Raw genomic sequence first — 14,480 nt, 5'->3', positions numbered from 1 at the left:
TGTTGATATTTTGTTTATATTTTGATGCTTTTTGATCGCACATATCTTAATGATTATTGCGATTCGCGATATATTTAGCTAAAGCACTTATAGGATTATCTTTATATATATAGTTGATTCCGAGCGCATTCATTATCTGTACTATGATTGGTTGGTCAATATGCGCGCGTCTTACTATTTCTACATTCTGGAATGCAGATTCGATACTCCCTTTGTATAGCACATTTCCGTTATCAAGTATGAGAGCATTTTGACAATTTTCGTATGCAAATTCCATGTCATGGGTGATAAATAATACTGTTACATTTATCATATGTAAATAATTAAGTATTTTTACAAGTCGCATTTTTTGTAGTTTATCCAATCCACCAGTCACTTCATCCATAATAATAATATGTGGTTCTCTTAGTAGTGCAGATGCAATGTTAATAAATTTTCTTTCAGAGAATGACAAATTAAACGGGTTTGTATTTTCTTTATCGTTTAAACCAGTAAGATTCAGAACGCGACGGTAAAGATCATTGTTTATATTCTTTATCCCATATGTAATTTCTTTATGCACAGTGCTGTTAAAAATTTGATCATTTGGGTTTTGAAAAATATAACCAACGAGTGATGTAATGTCGTGTTGCTTTAATGTCTTATATTGTTTTCCTTCAATAGTTATGTCACCAGAAGTTGGCTGTAATAAATTGTCTATTATTTTGGCGAGAGTGCTTTTACCTGCTCCATTGCTACCTATTATTGCGCATAATTCACCACTTTCGAATTCTACGTTTACGTGTTTTAGTATTCTGCAGGATTTCTCTTGTTTATCATTGTTTTTATTTTTTATTTTTTCATTTGAATGATATTGAAAACTTACATCGTCCAATTTAATTGCGATGCTCATCGCATTTCTCCTTTAATAAAACTATTAATTCGCCTATATCTGTTATGTCAGGGGTTATTTTGATATCAAAATTACGTAACTTTTTCACAATTTTGACAACTTCTGGAATATCAATACAGTCAGAAGGGAAAGTTTCATCATAAAAAACATCATATTTATTTCCATAATGAGTGATAAAACCATTTTGAAGAACAATAATATTATCTGCATATTCTGCTAACAAATTTGTATCTTGTTCACTAATTATTACGGTATGTCCTTCGTCTCTGTATTTTTGTAGAAAATTATAAATATTTTTAGTTTCTTCTGGATCAAGTTGTGAAGTAGGTTCGTCAAGAATTAGTATTTCTGGATTATTAACTATAACGCACGCGATTGCAACGCGTTGAACCTGCCCGCCGGATAGGTTTAGTGGGTTTTGAAGCGCAAGTTGTTCTATGTTAAGTAATTGCATAACTTGTGTAACCAGACTCTCTATTTGTTGAACAGGGATACTGCGATTTTCTAAGCTAAATGCAATTTCTTCAAATACAGTTTTTTTGATATGACTTAACTGTGAAAAAGGATCGCTAAATACAAATCCTACACTGTCACAATCATTAGATTTTACTAAATCAATCGTGTTGTTTAATAGTATTTTTCCAGAATATTTCCCCTTATAGAAATGAGGAATATATCCTTTAAGAGATAAGCATAGACTTGATTTACCTGAAGCGTTAGCTCCAATTACTCCATATATTTTTCCTAATTCTAGCTGTATTGTTATGTTGCTTAAAGCTGGTTTTGAAGTAAGTGGATAAGTATATGAAAAATTGCAAATATTATATGATATAACCATAAATTACTCTTCCTAGAATAAGAAAAACTAGTGTAATCGTTCCTATTGTTAGTACTAATTTTTCGTGACCATTATGATTAACCTGTTTAATATATGTCTTTTTTTCTGAACTAAAAAAATTTCGCGAATCAAGCATCATTATGCGTTGCTCGATGTTTATTAATGAAGTAATAAATGCTGGAAGTAAAATCGAAGTAAATGTGCCAATTCTACGTATTAAATTTCCATTAAAGTTTATTCCACGACTTTTTTGCGAGGTTATGATTGCTTTAATTTGCACTTGTAAATAATCAATCGTTTGGAAAGTAGAAAGTATTATGAAACATGTTTTATTGCTCATCCCAAGTTTGTTTAAGGATATTGTAATATCTTCTATATCAGTTATTTGGAAAAAACATATGACTATAGTTGATATATTTAAGGTATTCATTCCGAGCGTTATAGCATTAGACAATGCTGTATCTGTAATCTGCAAAAAATTAAGACTTAATATTGCATTTCCTTGTCTACAGAAAGCGACTTGAAATATCGCAACAAATAATGAGAACATAGCTATACTTGATACAAGCTTATATCCATTCTTTTTTACTCCGCATAGAATCATCAGAACAAGTAGAGCAACAAAATAGGGAAACAATAAAAGTCGTAAATTGTATAATGTGAATGAAAAAGTATTTAATATAATGTCTACTAATATTAAATATATGGTCAATATAAATTTTGTTGTCGGATACAGCGTCGCAAGTATCTTGGTATTTTTTACTTGATTAATGGTATTGATATAATGCATGTACATAATTACTTTTATCTCTGTCTTTATATAGTAAACTCGATTTAATTTTTACTATTCAGAATCTGAATTTTTTAAATAAAGTAAACCTAATGGGAATAGAAGCAGTAATTTATTGGGCAAACATTTTATAACGCTTAAGCATATAATAATCGTTAATACTCTATCAACCCATGTAAAGAATCCTTCAGTAGAGAATACAGAAATCCAGATATTCATTCCAGATGCAGTTATTAAAGCCGCTATAATAGATGATCCTCCGCCAGTGAACCCGCTAAATATTAGGACTACAATCGGTGCTGAAATAATAATGGATACTGTTGCCATGATTATTGAAGAAATAAAAATTTTCATATAATTTGAAAACATTTTATGTTTTGCTAGAATACCAGCGCATAAGGCCAGAGCAATATTGACCACTATAAATGGAAGCATGGTTGGCATAGTGATTGATGAAATTATTGAGGATAGCATTCCAGTTGTTATTCCTACAAGTGGCCCAAAAATCATGCATGCAAATAAAGTACCTATAGTATCAAGGAAAATAGGTAGTTTTAGTAGACCTGCTATAGTTCCAGAAATATAATTAACAGCAACACATAATGGTATGGTGACAACTGCAACAGTAGTAAATTCTTCCTTGAACGATTTAATTATCTGTTTCATGCAATCACTTCCTATTTGATTACTACAAATATTATCTTTTTGACTATTTAATTATCAAATGACATTTGTCATTTGATAATTAAATAGTCATAGAAGAGTATCTTTTATGCAGCAAAGCAAAATGTTGGTCCGTTATAACCAATTTTCCTCTTATGCTTGTTATAAGATTCTCTTTTTTCATGGATTCTAAATATCTGTATAAAGTTCGTAAATTAATATTTAGTATTTTTGCTAAATCTTCGCGAGTATATGGGCATATATACGGTCTATGTTTGCTTGCCTGAGTATATAAATAATATCCGATAATGTCAATTGATTCAAGTAGTCTTTTCGTTGCTGCTTCTTGCATTGTTCTTCCCGCTGTTTTTGCGAATATCGATAATACGCAATAGCAAATTTTGCCATTTTCTTGAACAATTTCGCGAAATAGCGAAGATGGAATTCTAAATACCAAACTTTTTTCTTCTGCCATAACGAAAGCAGTATAATGCGGTTCGTTGGTAACGAGTTCAAAAAGTCCCAGTATTTCTATTGGTTCAATATTTGAAATAACTCCATCGTTACGATTTAAACTTCCTCTAACTGTAGCTTTACCATCTAAAAAGATATATACATATTTTGCTGCACTATTCATATTTATGAGAACATCATTAGTGTGATATGTTCGTATGAATTGGTGAGGAATGAGTTGTTTTGCTTTCTCTATTTTTACAATCGTACTCATGCTATCCGTTGCATCTAGTATAAATGCAAGCGCCGTTGCTATACATTTGTTGTTCATGATTTACTTTTACTCCTTAAGAACAAAATCAGTCATGACAAGTGTCATTTTAAGCATTATAAAATCATGATATTTTTTAGGCAAGCCTCTAATGGTTTATAAATGTTAATTAAAAGAACTAGGAAAGTGTGAAATCATGAAGCGTAATGATGCGCTAAAAGCTTTTCTTTCATTTGCTATGTATTTCTTGGCAGGTTCGACATGTGTAATGATTGGCAGTACATTGCCACAGTTAGTACAAACCTATGGACAGAAGATTGAACTTGTCGGTTTACTTGGATCAGCATATGCTCTTGGTAGAATTCTCACCGTTAACATAACAGGTGTTCTTGTAGAGAGAATTGGATCAGTAAAAGTTTTAGGAATTGGTACTTTTATTACTGGCATATTTATGTTTGGTATTCCTACAATTCCTAGTTTTGTTTCTGGTTTAATACTTGCGTTTGCAGGAGGCATTGCATTTGGCACGCAGGATGCTGCATGCCCAACATTGTTAAGTAGCATATTCAAAAAGAATTATGAAAGTTCATTGACTTTTGGACAAGGACTATTTGGTGTAGGAACTACAGTTTCGCCATTTGTATTAGGTCTGTTCTTGAGTGGTAAATTATCTTATGCATGGTCATATTATGTGTTAGGTATTCTTTCATTTATTATCTGTGCTGTGTCTTTTATAGTCAAAGATACGTCTGAGATTAAAAATACAGAGAAAGAGGAAGAACATATTAGGCCACTATATGCTAAGAGTAAGATTCTTGCCTATGCTGGAATTGTTATTTCAGTTGCCGCATTCAGCGGAGTGTCAACTGCTATAGGCATGTATACAACAAGTTTTGCAATAACAAAAGGAATAAGCGAATCAAATGCTGCATTTATGTTTACACTATTTAACTTAGGTTGTGTTCTTGGAGGTTTCCTTTTCACCTGGATTCTGAGATATGTAAAAGGTACCTTAGTGCTACTCATGAATTGCATCGGTTCCTTTATTGCTATTCTTGCCGCAATGCTTGTTAACACTGCCTTGAGTTACTATATTGGGCTTTTCGTTGCTGGTCTTTTCTTAGGCGTTTTATTTAGTGTTATCGTTGCAATTGCCTCTAGAATTATGTATAAGCGCGTAAGCATAGCATGTTCTATTGTTGCTACGGCAAGTGGCGTAGCTGATATGCTAACTCCTATCGTTGTTGGTGCTGTTATTTCGCAGTTTGGAGTAGGGTTCTCATATACATTTGGGCTTATAATGCTGGCAATATGTATTGCTTCAGCTGCACTGTTAAAGATAGTTACATCTGAAAATACAGATTCTATTAATTGATAGGATGTTGAAAGTTTATGGAAAATAAAGAAATTTATTCTAAAAAGAAAATAATAATAGATACAGATTGTGGTTCAGATGATGCTATGGCAATTGCCATGGCTTTAAATGATCCTAGATATAAGATATTAATGTTTTCCACTGTATCAGGAAACGTATGCATGGAACAAGCGACTATTAATACGCTTACTACTATCGAGCATGCTGGTTCATATGAGCCACCTGTATATAAAGGAAGCAGTAGCATGTTGTTACGCGATTTGGTTTATGCTCATGAAACCCATGGTAGAGATGGAATGGGTGATATTGGTCTAGTGCCTCATCGCTTGAAAGAAAGTAATGGTAATGCTGTTTTGAAAATGATTGAAACTTTGAGAAACAGTGAAGATGGTGAAATAGACATTATTGCATTAGGGCCATTAACTAACATTGCTCTAGCTATTAAGGTTGATTATGAAGCGATGAAAAAAGTTGGTCGTATAGTAGTTATGGGATCTGCTGGTCTAGGTCGTGGAAATGTTTCTCCTGTAGCAGAATTCAATATTTGGCAAGATGCAGAAGCTGCAAAGATATTAGTTGATTCTGGTCTTAAAAATATTATGTTTGTTGGATGGGACGCATGCTTGGGAGAATGTATGCTGAATCCACAAGAAATTGCTAATATTCGCGAAAGTGGAGAACTTGGTAAGTTTGCCATTGATTGTAATAGGGAATTAATGGAAATGAATATTAGCCGTTTTGGGGATGCTTATCTCGATATGGCTGATCCATCTGCTGTTGCAGCTGCGTTATATCCTGAATGTATAAGCGAATGCACAAAATATTATTGCCAAGTTGATGCAACTCCTGGACCAAGTTATGGCTCAGTTCTTGTTGATGCTAATTTCTTCTCTGGTAAAACTCCGAATATTGCAATATGCAGTAAGCTTAATCCAGAAAAATATAAAAATTACATTTATCGTACTTTGCATGTTGTAGATTAGCAAAATTTGTCTTTACCGACATGCTTTTCTAGCTTGCAATAACATTTAAATACGACCGGGTTTGTTTATGATTATTCATAAACTTTCTCGGTCGTATTTATATTTAATGCGTATATGTCCAGTAAATATACTTTTTCTCACAGCCCTAGTCTTTTTATATACCAATCCAATACTTCTCGTATCCTGTACAAGTCCGCCGTTTTACCTATTGATTCCCAACGATTTTGATATTGTGTGAACCATTCGTTCAAATTTGTTTTAAAAGATTTTGCTTCAGCTATAGTAAATCTCTGGTTTAGTATGTACAACCCTAATTGGTTGAGCAGTTGTTGACCTTGAATGTTTAAAATGCTAGTGCTTACAAAATCTTTGTTTATATTTTCACAGTTTATATTTTCGCTGCAAGCATTTATATCGTAGATGCTCTTTGAGCATTCTGATAGAGTGCGATTATATTCTTTAGCATTTAATATTTGTGCTTCTCTTTCATTTAAGAATCGTCTTCTTGCTTGTTCTAGGGAAGTGTTTTTTGGATATCCTAATGAAAATAGTACATCTTCGTTTGCTATATTTTCGTTGTTGTATTCAAGTTCTTTGAATTGCACAGCGTCAGACCAGCTGAATGCTTGTGCATGAGATGCTTGTTTAATAATGTTAAGTAAGTTTGAGTTTGTTCCGTTAGTAAATACATTACTTACCTTGTTTATTAAATCTTTTTTTGTAATATTATTAGATTTCCAAGCATATTCCGATGATATTATTACATACGGAAGTGAGAGTATGGGATCGTTTATATGTCCATAATCTCCCCAATCAGTTAGCAAAAATCCTAATACATGATTTTTGTGCCCATATTCACATGTTTTGGATATGTTACTTATAGCAGAGTCAAAATCTGGTATAAGCCTATTCCAAGATTGTGTGCCAGGGCATACGTATTGATCGCGATTCTGACTGTTTATTAGTTTTGTATTGTATTCGTTCACGTTTGCTGAGTAATCCCAATTTGCAAAAATAACATTTTTTGGAATATCAGCTAATAACTCTGGGTGTTTTATTGCAATATCAGCATACATTATTGGCTGCAAACCCAATTCGTGTAATTTTTCACATAGCTTTTTAATATAGGATGAATAAAGATTTGCCACTCCTATTTTTTCAGCAACATTTTTACTTTCACCGCACCCAAGGTCAAAGGTCTCATCGGCACCAATATTAAACTTATTAGATTTAAATAGTGATGCATAATCTTTAATCCTTTTAGATATAAACGGTATAGTGTTAGGATTAGTAGGATTTAGAGTATGATGCATCATTCTTTCAACAAAACTGAAGGGTCTTTCTGCTTGTTCTGGGAATTCGCCAAGGTGTTTATACGAATTGCTTCTTAGTATTTCATACATGTGTCCAAAAGTTGCAAGTGTTGGAACTAGTTCTATTCCTCTTGCATAGCAGTATTCATCTAGATCGATAATCTCATTACAAGTTAATGGTGAATGTCCAATCCAGGATTCAATTGTGTCATCTAAATCGATAACATGTTCTACGTATAGTTGAAGTTGATTATATTTGTATAGGCTTAACTGGTCTACTAAAGTTTTTAACCATGAAAGTTTTGGCACTCTTCCTCTTGAAACATCATAAGAATATGCTCTTACAGGTATTTCTGGAAAGTCTTGAATTTGTAATGATGGCAGTATTAGACCATATTGCATAATTAGTTGTCTTATAGTTTGTATTGCAAAGCATATACTCGCTATGCTCCCAGCTTCTATATTTACAAGTGTTTGATTGGTCGAGATTTTAGATGAAATTTTATATTCTTGAATGCGTAGATTTTTGTTAATAGCTGCCGATATGGCGCTTTTATATCCTTCTCCGTAGCTAATGCTCCAGTTGCAATTGTGATTGTTTTTCAAATCTTCACATAGCTGTTTTGCTGCTGTAGTTATTCTTAAGTCTGGTTTAATATTTATGAAACTAATATGACTTGATTGTGGAAGCGTAATAGTATCTTTTGCGTATATTGATATATTTTGTGGTGAAGGTATTATTTCGATATTTGAATTGTCGATTTTCATTTTGTGCTTCTTTGCTGCTAGTTTTTACATTAATTTTTTGTTGATTGCTTCTTTGCTTTTTATATTTTAGAGATTCATGATTCTATTTTGAATTACTGATATACATTCTCCTATAAGAGTTATGTCATTGTTGCAAGTGCATCTTCTTACTGTGCAAGGATGTTTTGGACTGTATGGACCATATTCTTGTATTGCTTTTTCTGTAGAGCTTATAAATACCTTATTTACAATGTCGGATGGTCCATAAATTACCACGTCTGTTAGGTCTAAAAGATTAATTGTTGTTGTGAGAGCTTTTCCTAAATAATTACCTGCCTCCGCTAATATATCTTCTGGTTTTCTGTTTGATGTAAACATTTTTCTATGCAGTGTTTCCGCGGAAATATATGTTTCTAAACAACCTTTTTTGCCGCATGAACAATCTGGTCCTTGTGGATCTACTGTAATATGACCAATTTCTCCTGCAGAATTATTTATTCCAGTGATAATAGCATCGTTTATTAATATTGATGCGCCAACACCTAACGATAACTGTATAAATATTGTATTTGGCACGCCGTTGCCGAAGAATCTTTCGGCTAGTAATGCGCTATTCGTGTCATGATCAACGATAATTGGACAATTAAAATTCTTAATCAACTCTTCTTTAATGTTTATATTTTCCCACTGAAGATTCGATGATCGAACTACTTTTCCTTCATTATCTACGATTCCAGGTACAGCAATTCCTATTCCGAGTATGTGATTATTTGAATTATTTATTAGAGTGTTGCAAACTTCTATAATTTTTTCACAGTTCGCATCTGTGCTTTTATATAACGATATTTCCGATCTTTTTAATATATCTCCGCACAGATTAACAACAGCTCCTTGTATGAGACAAGGCTGTGAAAGATCTATAGTTATAATGTTCCAATAGTTTGCGTCTACTTCGAGTAGTGTACCTTTTTTACCTCTTTCTATTTTTGACTCTTGACCACTTTCTACTAGTATGTGATCTTCAAGCATTTCGTACACAACGGTTGAAATAGATGCTTTTGATAATTTTGTTTTTCTTACGAGCATAGCTCTAGAAAGTATTTGTTTTGGGAATAAATAGTTGAATATTAGCATTCTGTTATTTATTCTTGCGTCGGCAGGTATGGTTTTTTGAGACACTGTCATTAATTGATTAATCATTGGTTTCGATATTGTTTTTATGCTCATGTCATCATTCCGCTTTTAATTCCCATTGTTTTATACATGATATTCTATCAGATAGATATATAGTTTGGAATATATACTAAAACATGTTTTTGTAAAATATTTTCTAATTTTATTTTTTATGTATGAAATATTAGAGCTATAGATTCCTTTATTTTTCAATGTTTTTATTAAATATATTAGATAGTCTTGCATTTTTATCTTTTAGTGCAATAATTGTACTTAATTGGTTTAATAGGGTTCAACTTCAAAGCAGAAGTATTTTTCTAAGGAGTTTATTATGACGCCCAGCACACCGTCGCGTATAAGCATAGGGGTAGATGTAGGTGGAACAAAAGTATTATGTGCAGCTTTCAATGCTAATAATGAACTGATTGCGCATTCTCAAGTTTCTACCAAGCAAGGTGAAGTAGAGATCGTTGATGAAGTGTGCAAACTTATTGCTGAAGTGATTAATCAAATTATCCTAAAATATGGCAATGATACTAAATTCACTATAGGAATTGGTGTGCCTGGTTTAGTTAATCAAAATACTGGGCAAGTATCTGAATCAGTAAATTTGGGATCTCATAGTATAGATTTTAAGACTGAAATACGTAAACGTTTTGGATTGAATTCTGTAATAGATAATGATGTTAATGCCGCAGCATTCGGTGCATATCATTATTATGGTTCTGATTCTAGTAGTTTAGTGTTTTTGAATTTAGGTACTGGAGTTTCTGCGGGAATTATCATTAATGGCTCTATTTTCCATGGCTCCACTGGTGTGGCTGGAGAAATAGGTCATATAGTAGCTGATACACAGGGCAGGGATTGCCCATGTGGACAGCGTGGATGTGTAGAAACAATAATCTCTGGCACTGGTTTATCCAAACTTTGGCCAGCAAAGAATGAGTATCCTATTGCGTCTTTGCTGCGCAATGTTTCTACTAAAAATAACGAAGCTGAAAAAGTATGGAATAAGTTCATTTCCACCTTAGTTAGTGCACTACAGATTATTACAGTTACTTTTGATCCAGAGATTATTGTTATTGGCGGAGGAGTGAGTAAAACAGGAGCAATTTTATTAAAAAGCGTAAAAGAATATATTTGTAGACTTGAACAAAAATCGTCATTTTTGTCCTCACTAAAAATATCCGATCGTGTAGTGATTGCAGATCAAGAAGTGTTCTTTGGTGCGTTAGGAGCAGCTCTTATTGGCAGATGCTACGACGATAAAGCAAAGGAGGAAAATTAAATATTTAAACCGTGGCGTAAAAGTATTATAAAAATCTCCGCATTGCATTCATGCTTCAGAAAACTACCTTTAATTATCTTTAAATTGGCAGATAATAACTGAATTAATGCAAGTGCGGAGATTCTTCTTATGCGATTAGCACTTTAGTTACCAAAATCAACCTAGTTGCCAAAATCAATGTCGCCAAGCTTTTCAATAAGCTTCATGTTTTCGCTATAATCCACTGGGCAGGCTATAACATCAACGCCGCTTTCTTGTTCCAAAGCTTCTTTAAGCATGTTGTACAAGTCTTCTGGCTTTTGTACAACATGGCCTCTAGCGCCAAAGCTTTCTGCCAATTTTGGAACATTTGGATTAGTAAAATCAACGTATTCATGTTCTCCAGCGTGTAGGTCCATCTTCCACTTAATCAATCCATAAGCGTTGTCTTCCCAAACGAGAACAACCATTCTAGAACCCACGCGAACAGCAGTTTCAATCTCTTGAACATTCATCATAAAGCTGCCGTCGCCCATAACAGCAAGAACAGGCTTTGTGTTGATTTTTCCACTATTATCTTTAATAAACGATGCTCCAACAGCTCCAGGCAAAGTCCAAGCCATTGTAGAAAGGCTGTTGTCTATAATGCAAGTATTTGGGTGCATTGTAGGGTAAAGCCTTGCCATCCACATTTTTAAAGCGCCTGTGTCTACAAGAACCTTGGTTCCTTCTGGAACAGCGCGCCTAGTGTCGTATACAACACGCTGTGGCTTCATAGGAATGCTGTTATCGTTTTCAAACGAATGCAGCTCGTCCGTAATCATTTGACGAATCTTTGGGTGAGTTACATCAAAAGTAATATTTCTATCCTTAAGAACATTTGTAAGAGTTTTAAGAGTCTGACCAATATCTGCCATAATGTTTAGTGCAGTAGGGTAGTGAGCGTCTGTATCTTCAACAAATGTGTTTATGTGAATAATCGTCTTGTCAATATTTGGATTAATCTTCTTAGGGTCAAACTGTTGTATAGAGAATCCAACAGCAATAATCAAATCTGCTGTATCGAAAGCAAAATTCTCATAATCCCTATGCATGAATCCGACTACGCCAAGAGCATTAGGGTGATTGTCTGGGAACACGCCTTTGCCTTCAAATGTTGTTGCAACTGGAACATTAAGCTGTTCTGCAAAAGCGCGTAGCTGGTCTTGAGCATGGCTTCGTGCAACACCGTTTCCTGCAAGAATAATCGGCGTTTTTGACTGGCTAATGATTTTAGCAGCTTCGTCAATAGTATCTGGAGCGGGAAGGATGTGCAGAGGTCTTGGAAGTGGAAGTGGCTTTGCATCTTCTGGAACGCTCATTTCGCTAATGTCTTCTGGAATTACAAGGCAGGTGGCTCCTGGGCGCTTTCTTTGAGCGATTGAGAAAGCTTTACGAACCATTTCTGGAGCAGTGCTTGGAGCTAACATCATCGAAGACCACTGAGTGATCGGTTGGAATAATGACACCAAATCAATGATTTGGTGAGATTCTTTATAAAGACGAGATACGTTTCCTTGAGCGCATATTGCAACAAGCGGGGTTGTGCTTGCGTTTGCCTGAGCCACTGGAAGAGTAAGATTTAATGCTCCAGGTCCAAGCGTTGCTAAGCACACGCCTGGCTTTCCCGTAATATGAGCATAAGTTGCGGCCATAAAACCTGCACCTTGCTCGTGGCGAGTAAGCACAAAGCGTATGTTTCCATTTCGTTCAATTGCTTCTAAAAGCGGAATATTTTCTTCGCCTGGGATTCCAAAAACAACTTCAACGCCTTCATTTACAAGGCATTCTACAATCAAATCTGCTGTGTTTCTTTTATGATTGTTTTGTTTTGTTTTCTGCAATTCTTCGTTTGCCATAATTGCGCTTCTCGCTTTTGCTTTAAGTTGTTTCAGCCTTTAAGCTTAAACTTCAAGACTTCTTTTCCATTTATAATATAGTCTTCTACGACATGCGACCATTTTGCGCGTGTCATAAAAATGGGCGGATTTTTGCCTATTCGCTTTGTGGCAAAACTAAAGCTCTTTTAAGACAATATGCCTTGTTATTTCAACGATTTTGTCGGAAATTTTTGCCCCTTTGGATTGGGTTTCTTATACAATTGAACAAGTTGTGTATTTTTGTCACGGAGGAACGATGAGGCGTTGGCTTCTGAATTTGGTCAAATGTGAAACCATCCTTATTGTGGCTGCCGTTTTAGCTGTTATTTCTTGCTTTTTTGTTCCACCAGACGCACAATATTTTGGCTACATTCATGTAAACACTATTTCTCAGCTTGTTTGCTTAATGATGGTTGTTTGCGGATTCCAGCGAATAGGCGTTTTTAGAAGTATTGGCGCGAATCTTCTTAGAAGAGTTAGGACTGAGCGCGGATTAGTTCTGGTTCTTATGTCTTTAACGTTTTTCTCGGCGATGCTTATAACTAATGATGTTGCTCTTGTAACTTTTGTTCCTTTTGCGATTTCTGTTTTGATGATGGCAAATGCAGAAAAGCATGCAATTCTTGTTGTGACTTTAATGACGATTGGTGCAAACGTTGGAAGTATGCTAACTCCTATTGGCAACGCGCACAATTTGTATCTTAAAGCGCTTACTAAAATGTCTACGGGCGATTTTCTTTCCATTATGGCTCCGTACACGCTTACTGCTGCGATTCTTATGATTGCGTTTGCGTTTGTGTTCTTTAGCTCTAGAAAAGTCGATCAATTTGAAGGCTTGCATGGTGATGACATTGAACAAAGTGTTTTGGCTCCGCACTCTAAATCACCTAAGCCAGATGAGATTCGCGTTATGGGTTATGGTGTTGGCTTTACTCAATGGCGAGTTATTGTTTATAGTCTTTTATTCGTTTTGTGCTTGTGTGGAGTAGCTGGCTGGATTCCAGACTGGATTATGGTTTTGGCAGTTGTTATTGCCTTTATTATTTGTGATTCTCACGTATTTCGCGCTCTAGATTGGGCTTTGCCTCTTACGTTTATAATGTTCTTTATTTTTATCGGGAACATGCGTAGGGTTCCAGGATTTACTGAGATCGCGCAAATGTGGGTTGGTTCTCATCCTATGGAAGTTTCTGTTGTATCTAGTCAGGTGATTAGCAACGTTCCAACTACTATCTTACTTTCAGGCTTCTGTGATCAGTGGAAGATGCTTATTATTGGTACTAATCTTGGCGGTATGGGAACGCTTATTGCGTCTATGGCATCTTTGATTTCATACAAGAGTATTACGCATAAGTACCCTCATCATAAGGGTCGTTATCTGCTTATGTACACAATTGTGAATCTTCTTTTCTTGGCTGTTTTGATTGGTCTAGCTTGGATTATTGAGTAGCGTCTTTCTGGTTTTCGCGTGATTTTCGCATTGTGGGCGTGTCTTTTATTGCAATTATTGTGATTATTTTCACATATTTTTATGTTATTCTGCAATGAAATGCTAGTAAATTTCGGATTGTTTGCGATTTTGTTGTATTATTTTCTATTAAATCGCAATTATGCTTAATAATTTTCATTTTATTTAAAATATATACGAAAATCATCAAAAATTGAATATAACATTATAACAAATTTATGTCTTGGCTTATCCGTTATTATGGCTTCTTGCACTAAGTTAAGTTTGGGCAAAAGACTTTTGGCATTAATTACATTTTCTCTCTTGTAATTTTGTAAATTATGCATGC

12 protein-coding genes are annotated in these 14,480 nt (G+C 34.5%); 4 read left to right on the top strand and 8 right to left on the bottom strand.

The window, feature by feature from the left end; translation table 11 throughout:
* Positions 1–46: 46 nt before the first annotated feature.
* From ABVC65_RS05850 to ABVC65_RS05830, 5 genes are all read right to left on the bottom strand, one after another.
* On the bottom strand, positions 47–892 hold the full coding sequence (locus tag ABVC65_RS05850; protein WP_353582821.1) for an energy-coupling factor ABC transporter ATP-binding protein: 846 nt from the start codon (positions 890–892) through the stop codon (positions 47–49).
* Positions 876–1,730 (bottom strand): energy-coupling factor ABC transporter ATP-binding protein, encoded by an 855-nt coding sequence (locus ABVC65_RS05845; RefSeq protein WP_353582820.1) that lies wholly within the window; start codon positions 1,728–1,730, stop codon positions 876–878. The genes ABVC65_RS05850 and ABVC65_RS05845 overlap by 17 nt, the downstream gene beginning before the upstream one ends.
* On the bottom strand, positions 1,714–2,520 hold the full coding sequence (locus ABVC65_RS05840; protein ID WP_353582819.1) for an energy-coupling factor transporter transmembrane component T: 807 nt from the start codon (positions 2,518–2,520) through the stop codon (positions 1,714–1,716). Before ABVC65_RS05840 ends, ABVC65_RS05845 begins: the two co-directional genes overlap by 17 nt.
* A gap of 54 nt (positions 2,521–2,574) precedes the next feature.
* Positions 2,575–3,186 carry an ECF transporter S component gene (locus tag ABVC65_RS05835; protein WP_353582818.1) on the bottom strand — a complete coding sequence of 204 codons (612 nt, stop codon included), beginning with the start codon at positions 3,184–3,186 and terminating at the stop codon, positions 2,575–2,577.
* A 79-nt stretch (positions 3,187–3,265) separates the two neighbouring features.
* A complete protein-coding gene (locus tag ABVC65_RS05830) occupies positions 3,266–3,967 on the bottom strand; it encodes a Crp/Fnr family transcriptional regulator (RefSeq protein WP_192382148.1) in 702 nt (233 codons plus the stop codon).
* A 136-nt stretch (positions 3,968–4,103) separates the two neighbouring features.
* On the opposite strand from ABVC65_RS05830, the gene ABVC65_RS05825 reads away from it, so the two are divergent.
* Positions 4,104–5,282, top strand: a complete 1,179-nt coding sequence (locus ABVC65_RS05825; RefSeq protein WP_353582817.1) for an MFS transporter — start codon at positions 4,104–4,106, stop codon at positions 5,280–5,282.
* A 17-nt stretch (positions 5,283–5,299) separates the two neighbouring features.
* Positions 5,300–6,265 (top strand): nucleoside hydrolase, encoded by a 966-nt coding sequence (locus ABVC65_RS05820; protein WP_353582816.1) that lies wholly within the window; start codon positions 5,300–5,302, stop codon positions 6,263–6,265.
* A 137-nt stretch (positions 6,266–6,402) separates the two neighbouring features.
* Here ABVC65_RS05820 and ABVC65_RS05815 read toward each other — a convergent pair whose 3' ends face one another.
* On the bottom strand, positions 6,403–8,346 hold the full coding sequence (locus tag ABVC65_RS05815) for a beta-N-acetylhexosaminidase (protein ID WP_353582815.1): 1,944 nt from the start codon (positions 8,344–8,346) through the stop codon (positions 6,403–6,405).
* A gap of 66 nt (positions 8,347–8,412) precedes the next feature.
* Entirely contained in the window at positions 8,413–9,552 is a 1,140-nt protein-coding gene (locus ABVC65_RS05810; RefSeq protein WP_353582814.1) for an ROK family protein, read from the bottom strand.
* Positions 9,553–9,829: 277 nt separating this feature from the next.
* Between ABVC65_RS05810 and ABVC65_RS05805 the strand changes: the two genes are divergently transcribed.
* Positions 9,830–10,786 carry an ROK family protein gene (locus ABVC65_RS05805; RefSeq protein WP_353582813.1) on the top strand — a complete coding sequence of 319 codons (957 nt, stop codon included), beginning with the start codon at positions 9,830–9,832 and terminating at the stop codon, positions 10,784–10,786.
* A gap of 161 nt (positions 10,787–10,947) precedes the next feature.
* On the opposite strand, the gene ABVC65_RS05800 is transcribed toward ABVC65_RS05805, so the two are convergent.
* Positions 10,948–12,663 (bottom strand): acetolactate synthase large subunit, encoded by a 1,716-nt coding sequence (locus ABVC65_RS05800; RefSeq protein ID WP_004120775.1) that lies wholly within the window; start codon positions 12,661–12,663, stop codon positions 10,948–10,950.
* Positions 12,664–12,940: 277 nt separating this feature from the next.
* Here ABVC65_RS05800 and ABVC65_RS05795 point away from each other — a divergent pair, with 277 nt between their 5' ends.
* The gene (locus ABVC65_RS05795; protein WP_004120774.1) at positions 12,941–14,134 is read left to right on the top strand and encodes an SLC13 family permease; all 1,194 of its coding nucleotides are present in this window, start codon (positions 12,941–12,943) and stop codon (positions 14,132–14,134) included.
* Positions 14,135–14,480 lie beyond the last annotated feature (346 nt).

Origin of the sequence: Gardnerella vaginalis (genome assembly GCF_040427915.1) — a bacterium.
GTDB classification, from domain to species: Bacteria; Actinomycetota; Actinomycetes; order Actinomycetales; family Bifidobacteriaceae; genus Bifidobacterium; species Bifidobacterium vaginale_C.
This window is presented reverse-complemented; position numbering and strand designations above follow the sequence as displayed.

Excerpts from the sequence above, each read along its gene's own strand:
- ABVC65_RS05845 (WP_353582820.1), bottom strand. The coding sequence starts at position 1,730 with ATGGTTATATCATATAATATTTGCAATTTTTCATATACTTATCCACTT.
- ABVC65_RS05840 (WP_353582819.1), bottom strand. The coding sequence starts at position 2,520 with ATGCATTATATCAATACCATTAATCAAGTAAAAAATACCAAGATACTT.
- ABVC65_RS05805 (WP_353582813.1), top strand. The coding sequence starts at position 9,830 with ATGACGCCCAGCACACCGTCGCGTATAAGCATAGGGGTAGATGTAGGT.
- ABVC65_RS05830 (WP_192382148.1), bottom strand. The coding sequence starts at position 3,967 with ATGAACAACAAATGTATAGCAACGGCGCTTGCATTTATACTAGATGCA.
- ABVC65_RS05800 (WP_004120775.1), bottom strand. The coding sequence starts at position 12,663 with ATGGCAAACGAAGAATTGCAGAAAACAAAACAAAACAATCATAAAAGA.
- ABVC65_RS05795 (WP_004120774.1), top strand. The coding sequence starts at position 12,941 with ATGAGGCGTTGGCTTCTGAATTTGGTCAAATGTGAAACCATCCTTATT.
- ABVC65_RS05810 (WP_353582814.1), bottom strand. The coding sequence starts at position 9,552 with ATGAGCATAAAAACAATATCGAAACCAATGATTAATCAATTAATGACA.
- ABVC65_RS05815 (WP_353582815.1), bottom strand. The coding sequence starts at position 8,346 with ATGAAAATCGACAATTCAAATATCGAAATAATACCTTCACCACAAAAT.
- ABVC65_RS05820 (WP_353582816.1), top strand. The coding sequence starts at position 5,300 with ATGGAAAATAAAGAAATTTATTCTAAAAAGAAAATAATAATAGATACA.
- ABVC65_RS05835 (WP_353582818.1), bottom strand. The coding sequence starts at position 3,186 with ATGAAACAGATAATTAAATCGTTCAAGGAAGAATTTACTACTGTTGCA.
- ABVC65_RS05825 (WP_353582817.1), top strand. The coding sequence starts at position 4,104 with ATGAAGCGTAATGATGCGCTAAAAGCTTTTCTTTCATTTGCTATGTAT.
- ABVC65_RS05850 (WP_353582821.1), bottom strand. The coding sequence starts at position 892 with ATGAGCATCGCAATTAAATTGGACGATGTAAGTTTTCAATATCATTCA.